This window comes from uncultured Campylobacter sp. (genome assembly GCF_938018145.1).
In the GTDB taxonomy this organism is placed as follows: domain Bacteria; phylum Campylobacterota; class Campylobacteria; order Campylobacterales; family Campylobacteraceae; genus Campylobacter_A.
This window is the reverse complement of record NZ_CALIII010000137.1, coordinates 1-6,417: the sequence shown is the minus strand read 5'-3', so window position 1 is coordinate 6,417 and position 6,417 is coordinate 1. Positions and strand designations below refer to the sequence as shown.

The window sequence follows — 6,417 nt, the reverse complement described above, 5'->3', positions numbered from 1 at the left end:
TCAAATTTTGTATCAAAGGTTATCTCGATACGAGTTCCGTCGCGTAAAACTATGCCGTCTACGCCTACGCAACCAAAGAAATAATCATATATAATAAATGTGCTAAGTATAAGACCAAGCATCGACATCGGCCAGCTTATGATCGGCGCTTTCCGTTTACCGGACATAACAAATAACGCACTCAAAATTATCGCCAGTAGCAGTCCAAGCACCCACATATAGCTTGCATAAAATTCTATCTCTTGCTTAAACGGACTTATATCGCTAAAAATTTGGATATTTGGAAAGATTTGCTTCATAACTTCTACGAAACTGCGGCAAATTTTGCAACTAGATAATATATCCTCGGGGATGATAAAAATCCCAAAAGAGGCGACGACATAAGCGATAAAAATGTTTTTAAGAAACTGCTCTTTTGTATTTTTGACGGTTTTGGTCGCGTGTTGATTTTGCAATACTTGTCCTATGGTTTTAAATTTTATTTTAGTCGTTGTTAAAATTTGACCATACGGCAGCTTCAACCGCCGCAAAGTCAAATTTCAAATTTGCGTCAAATTTGATCGGATCACGCCACGACGTTTGGAAACTCAAACACCGTTTTTCCGCTTTTTATCGTGATTACCGCCGCGCCTTTTAGCATTTTGCCTAGCAGCGGGGAGTTTTGGGATTTTGATTTATTTAGGCTTTTATCGTAGAGATACTCGAAATTCGGATCGATTATTGCGATGTCGGCGAGGTAGCCCTCTGCGATCATGCCTTTGTCTTTTAGTTTTAAAATTTTAGCCGCGTTATAGGACGTCAGAGCCGCCATCTGCTCGATACTTATCACGCCGTCGTTTACCAAATCTAGCGTCATAGGCACGAGGGTTTGTAGGCCGAGTATTCCAAAAGGCGCCTTGTCGAATTCTAAAAATTTCTCGTCGTTATGGTGCGGGGCGTGGTCGGTAACGATGACGTCGATGAGGCCGCTTTTTAGGCCGTCTCTGATCGCCTCTACGTCTGATTTCGTGCGAAGCGGCGGAGACATTTTAAAGTTCGTATCATATCCTAGTAGCTCGTCCTCGGTGTAGGTAAAGTGGTGCGGCGTCGCCTCGCAGGTCACGTTTATGCCGGCTGCGCGAGCCTGCGCGATGAGCTTTAGCGACCACTCGGAGCTAACGTGCGCGATGTGGATGTGGCCGCCCGTGAGCTTGGCTAGCAGTAGATCGCGCGAGACCATGATCTCTTCTTGCTCGCGCGGCATGCCTTTGATGCCTAGTATCGCCGAGACGCGGCCCTCGTTCATGTGGCCGCCGCGGCATAGCGAGCAGTCCTGGGAGTGGTTGATGACGAAGCTACCGAAGTGCTTTGAGTATTCAAGCGCGTATCTCATCACGTCGCTGCTAGCTACGGGCAGGCCGTCGTCGCTAAACGCCACTGCGCCCGCCTCGGTCATATCGCCCATCTCTACGCACTTTTTGCCGTCCATCTTGCTGGTTATCGCGCCGATAGGAAGCAGGTCGATGAGGCCGCGAGCTTTTGCTTTAGCTACCATATCACGCGTGACGACGGCGTTGTCGTTTACGGGATTTGTATTTGCCATCGGGCAGCAGGTTGTTACGCCGCCCGCGACAGCAGTCTCTGAGCCCGTGTTTATGTCGTCTTTGTACTCAAGGCCTGGGTCGCGAAAATGCACGTGCATGTCGATTAGGCCAGGCATTACTAGCTTGCCGTTAGCGTCTATTACTTTATCAGCCGCAGGTTCGTCAGCCGTGATTAGAGCTATCTTGTCGCCGTCTATCAGGATGTTTGCTTTTTGCGAGCTGTTATGATTTACGATCGTGCCGTTTTTGATGAGAGTTTTCATTTTGCGCCTTTGTTTTTTATGAGAGTATCTAGGATCGCCATCCTGACGGCGACACCGTTTTCGACCTGATTTAGCACGTGCGAGTAGCGCGGATCGTCGGCTACGTCGGAGTTTATCTCAACGCCGCGGTTTATCGGGCCCGGGTGCAGGATCATGACGCCATCTTTGGCGTATTTCATTTTGGCTTGGGTTAGGCCGAAAAATTTGGAGTATTCGCGTACGGACGGAAACGCTATCTCATCATCCTGACGCTCTAGCTGGATACGTAGCATGATGATGACGTCCGAGTCCTCGATGGCCTCACGCATATCGGAGCAAATTTGACAGCCAAAAGCCTCCATGCCCGTTAAAAACATCGGCGGGCCAAAGAGCTTAACCTTGGCTCCGAGCGTTTTTAGGACGTAGATATTTGAGCGCGCTACGCGGCTGTGAAAGATATCGCCGATGATGGCGACCGTGAGATTTTCTAGGCTACCGCGATTTTCCAGTATGGTAAAGAGATCAAGCAGCGCTTGGCTAGGGTGTTCGTTGAGCCCGTCGCCGGCGTTTACGACGTGGGCGTCAGTATTTTCGGCTATAAATTTAGCCGCGCCCGAGCTGTAGTGGCGCACGACTACGATGTCCGTCTTCATCGCGACGATGTTATGGACGGTGTCGATGAGCGTTTCGCCCTTTTTAGTGCTGGAGCTTGAGGCGGTGAAATTTATAGCGTCGGCTCCGAGGCGCTTAGCCGCGATCTCAAAGCTCGTTCGCGTCCTAGTCGAGTTTTCGAAAAAGGCGTTTACGGTCGTTTTGCCGTAGAGCGACTTGGCTTTTTTGGTCTCGGAGTTGTTTAATGCCTTAAACTCCTTGGCTAAATTTAGGAAATGGTAAATTTCGTCTTTGGTTAAATTTGCAGCGGTTACGAGGTCTTTTTTGGTATAGCTCATCCGTTTTTTCCTTAGAAAGATAGAGTTAAATCAAAAAAGCGATATTACCCCGTTTTTACTTAAGGTTTAATTTTGCAGCTTTCTAAACTCCGCGCCCAGACGCTCTCTGATCTCGTCGCCCGCGCGCTCGCCGTCTTTGAAATTTTCCGTGACGAGATCGTCTAGGCGGCTAAGCACCTCAAAGAGCTCGCTTTCCCATTTGTCGGGGTTTCTAGCGGTGTTCATCGTCTCGATAAACGTTAGCTTCTTACTCATCTCGCTTAGGCTTTCTAAAAATTTTTCTTTGAGATCCTCGTTTTTTAGGGCGTCGTCGTAGAGCGCTTTCATCTTTAGCTCTCTTAGCTCGCCGTTTATTATCTCGCAAAAATCTTTATACTTTTGCACCGAAATTTGACGCGCGGCCTCGGGGGAGTTGTTTGCTAAAGTACCGTTCTCGTCAATCTTTCTCGTTGTTTTTTGTATCTGCGCGTAGAGCACGAGCGCGGCTATGACGCAGATGACGGCGTAAAATGCGATAGATGACATTGTTTTTCCTTTTTTGATTTAAATTTGCGGTTATACTGAAATTTTGCTTTTTTTACTATAAATCGCGCTAAAGCTAACCACCGCTAGCGCGCTCCAGATCAGCAAAAACGACAGCGCCTTAAGCGCGCTAACCTGCTCGCCGTAGTAAAAAACGGCAAGCAAAAGCTGCATCGAAGGCGAGATATACTGCAAATAGCCGATCGTGCTCAAATTTAGCCTCGTGGCTGCCGAGTTAAAAAGCAAAAGCGGCACGACGGTCGCAGGTCCGCAAAGAGCGATCAAAAGCCCAAACCACGAAAAGCTAAAGTGATTTTGCCCGCTAGCGGCTACGAAAAATAGCGCGACGAGCGCGATAGGAGCGATGAGCGCGGTCTCGACGAAAAGCCCCTCTAAAGAGGGCACGCTAAGGCGCTTTCTAATGAGCGAATAAAATCCAAACGTGATAGGTAAAATGATAGAGATGATAGGTAGGCCGCCCGCGTCGTAAATTTGCACGCCGATAGCGACAAAGACGATAGCGATGGCAAATTTGCCCGCGCGCGATAGCTTTTCTTTTAAAATCAGCACGCCAAGGAGCATATTTACGAGCGGATTTATGAAGTATCCCAGGCTGGTTTCTACGATCTTGCCGATATTTACGGCGTAGACGTAGATCCACCAGTTAGCAGCGATTAGAACACCTGTGATAAATAGCCAAAACGTAGTTTTTTTGTTACTTAAAATTTTCTTTGCGGCGCCTAGTTTGCGGCCAAATTTGAGTAGCAAAAACAAAAGTAGCACCGACCAAACGATACGGTGAGCGACGATCTCGGTAGCCGAAAGCGCGCTGAGTTGTTTAAAATAAATAGGAAAAACGCCCCAGATCATAAAGACCGACAGGCCGTAGATGAAGCCGATTTTGGTTTGATTTTTGTCTTGCATTTTTCCGCTTTTTTGGCGAAATTATATTTATTTGTCGTTAATCAAAGCTTATGTGACTCAAAAATGCGTAGCGAGGGCAAATTTGAGGGTAAAATTTGAAATTTTATCTGTAATAAAAGTTCTTTTAGCTAAAATCGGGGTTATTTTTAAAAAAGGTTTAAAGATGTGGAGTAGAGATTCGTGGAGAAAATTTAATATCTTGCAGCAGCCAAGCTACCCCGACGAGGTCTTGCTAAAAAAGGCCGAGGATAAGCTAAAGACGATGCCGCCGCTAGTTTTTGCCGGCGAGGCTAGAAACCTAAAGCAAGACCTAGCCAAGGTTTGCAACGGCGAGGCGTTTTTGCTCCAAGGCGGCGACTGCGCGGAGAGTTTTTCAAATTTTAACGCCGTAAATATCCGCGATATGTTTAAAGTGATGCTGCAAATGGCGATCGTTTTGACGTTTGCCGGACGCTGCCCCGTCGTAAAAGTAGGGCGCGTGGCGGGTCAGTTTGCCAAGCCTAGAAGCTCGGACTACGAGGAGCAAGGCGGCGTAAAGCTACCGAGCTACCGCGGCGACATCATAAACGGCTTTGAATTTAATGCCGAGGCTCGCGTGCCCGATCCAAACCGCATGATCGAGGCGTATTATCAAAGCGCATCCACGATGAACCTGCTTCGCGCCTTTTCTCGCGGCGGTCTAGCCGATCTGCACGAGGTAAATCGCTGGAATCTTGGCTTTATCAAAAAGCCCGAGCTTGACGCCAAATACGGCGAGCTAGCTAGGCAGCTGAGTCAAACCCTAGCATTTATGGGAGCTTGCGGCATAAATGCCTCAAATACGCCCGCGATCAGCGAAACAAAGGTCTACACCTCGCACGAGGCGCTTTTGCTGCCGTACGAGGAGGCTCTAACTAGAGAGGATAGCCTTACCGGCGACTGGTACGACTGCTCGGCGCATATGCTCTGGATCGGCGAGCGTACTCGCGGCGTAAACGACGCTCACGTGCATTTTCTAAGCGGCGTGCACAATCCTCTAGGCGTCAAAATCGGACCAAACGCAACCGCGCAGGACGTCATCGCGCTCGCAAATGCGCTAAATCCGCAAAACGAAGCGGGCAGACTAAACGTAATCATCAGAATGGGCGCGGATAAAATCGGCGAGCGGCTACCTAAAATCCTACGCGAAGTAAAACGCGAAGGCCTAAATATCGTCTACAGTATCGACCCAATGCACGGCAACACGATAAAAGCCGCAAACGGCTACAAGACGCGCGAATTTGACAAAATCCTAGCCGAAGTGCAGAGCTTTTTCGAGATACATAGAGCAGAAGGCACGCATGCAGGCGGCGTGCATCTAGAGATGACGGGTCAGGACGTGACCGAGTGCACGGGTGGGTCGTTTAAGCTAAACGAAGACGATCTAGCTCACAGATACGAGACGCAGTGCGATCCGCGCCTAAACGCCGATCAGTCGCTAGAACTCGCGTTTTTAATCGCCGAGTTTTTAAAGAAAATTTAGCTTTATCGGGCGTAAATTTGATGAAATTTGCGCCTTTAAATTTGGCTCTCAAATTTAGCGAATTTATATGAGCCAAATTTGCCCCCGCTCACCTTTTATCTTTCAAATTTGACCGTTTTTGTCTTTTTAAAATTAAATTTACCCCAAATTTCGCGAATTTCTTAAAATTTAATACAATTTTCGCTACATTAATGAAAAATTATCAAATCGGAGAGAATCAATGAGCGATGTTTACGACATTATCGTGATAGGCGGCGGCCCTTGCGGCATCGCGACCGTCGTAGAGGCGAGAGCCAATGGATTAAAAAAAGTTTTGCTTCTCGAAAAGGGCGATAACCACAGCCAAACTATAAGAAAATTTTACAAAGACAATAAGCGCGTGGATAAGGAGTACAAAGGTCAAGACAGCACCATTCACGGCATCGTGTCCTTTGAAGACGGCACAAAAGAGAGCACGCTTGATTATTTCGATAAGCTGCTAGATGAGGAAAAGATCGAGGCCGTGTTTAACTCCGAGGTCGAAAGCGTAAAGAAAAAGGACGGTTTGTTTTTCGTGCACACCGCAAAGGGCGACTATCAAGCCAAAAACGTGATGATAAGTATCGGTAAAATGGGGCGTCCGAACAAGCCGGACTATAAAATCCCACCTTCGCTAAATAATGTTATAAATTTTAACCTAAACTCCTGTTCTAGCG

General features: G+C 47.7%; 7 protein-coding genes. 2 read left to right on the top strand and 5 right to left on the bottom strand.

What is annotated here, in order from left to right:
* From Q0338_RS03085 to rarD, 5 genes are all read right to left on the bottom strand, one after another.
* Window positions 1-455, bottom strand: a 455-nt coding sequence (locus Q0338_RS03085) for a hypothetical protein (protein ID WP_298085480.1), incomplete at its 3' end; no start/stop codon positions are given.
* 110 nt (window positions 456-565) lie between these two features.
* Window positions 566-1,846 carry a dihydroorotase gene (locus Q0338_RS03080; RefSeq protein WP_298085479.1) on the bottom strand — a complete coding sequence of 427 codons (1,281 nt, stop codon included), beginning with the start codon at window positions 1,844-1,846 and terminating at the stop codon, window positions 566-568.
* Window positions 1,843-2,775 carry an aspartate carbamoyltransferase catalytic subunit gene (locus tag Q0338_RS03075; RefSeq protein ID WP_298085478.1) on the bottom strand — a complete coding sequence of 311 codons (933 nt, stop codon included), beginning with the start codon at window positions 2,773-2,775 and terminating at the stop codon, window positions 1,843-1,845. Before Q0338_RS03075 ends, Q0338_RS03080 begins: the two co-directional genes overlap by 4 nt.
* 66 nt (window positions 2,776-2,841) lie before the next feature.
* Window positions 2,842-3,300, bottom strand: a complete 459-nt coding sequence (locus Q0338_RS03070) for a hypothetical protein (protein ID WP_298085477.1) — start codon at window positions 3,298-3,300, stop codon at window positions 2,842-2,844.
* Window positions 3,301-3,330: 30 nt separating this feature from the next.
* Complete coding sequence (gene rarD / locus Q0338_RS03065) at window positions 3,331-4,221, bottom strand: EamA family transporter RarD (RefSeq protein ID WP_298085476.1); 891 nt, start codon at window positions 4,219-4,221, stop codon at window positions 3,331-3,333.
* A 163-nt stretch (window positions 4,222-4,384) separates the two neighbouring features.
* On the opposite strand from rarD, the gene Q0338_RS03060 reads away from it, so the two are divergent.
* Window positions 4,385-5,722 carry a class II 3-deoxy-7-phosphoheptulonate synthase gene (locus tag Q0338_RS03060; RefSeq protein ID WP_298085475.1) on the top strand — a complete coding sequence of 446 codons (1,338 nt, stop codon included), beginning with the start codon at window positions 4,385-4,387 and terminating at the stop codon, window positions 5,720-5,722.
* Between the two features lie 220 nt (window positions 5,723-5,942).
* The coding region (locus Q0338_RS03055) for an NAD(P)-binding domain-containing protein (protein WP_298085474.1) at window positions 5,943-6,417 on the top strand (475 nt) is incomplete at its 3' end.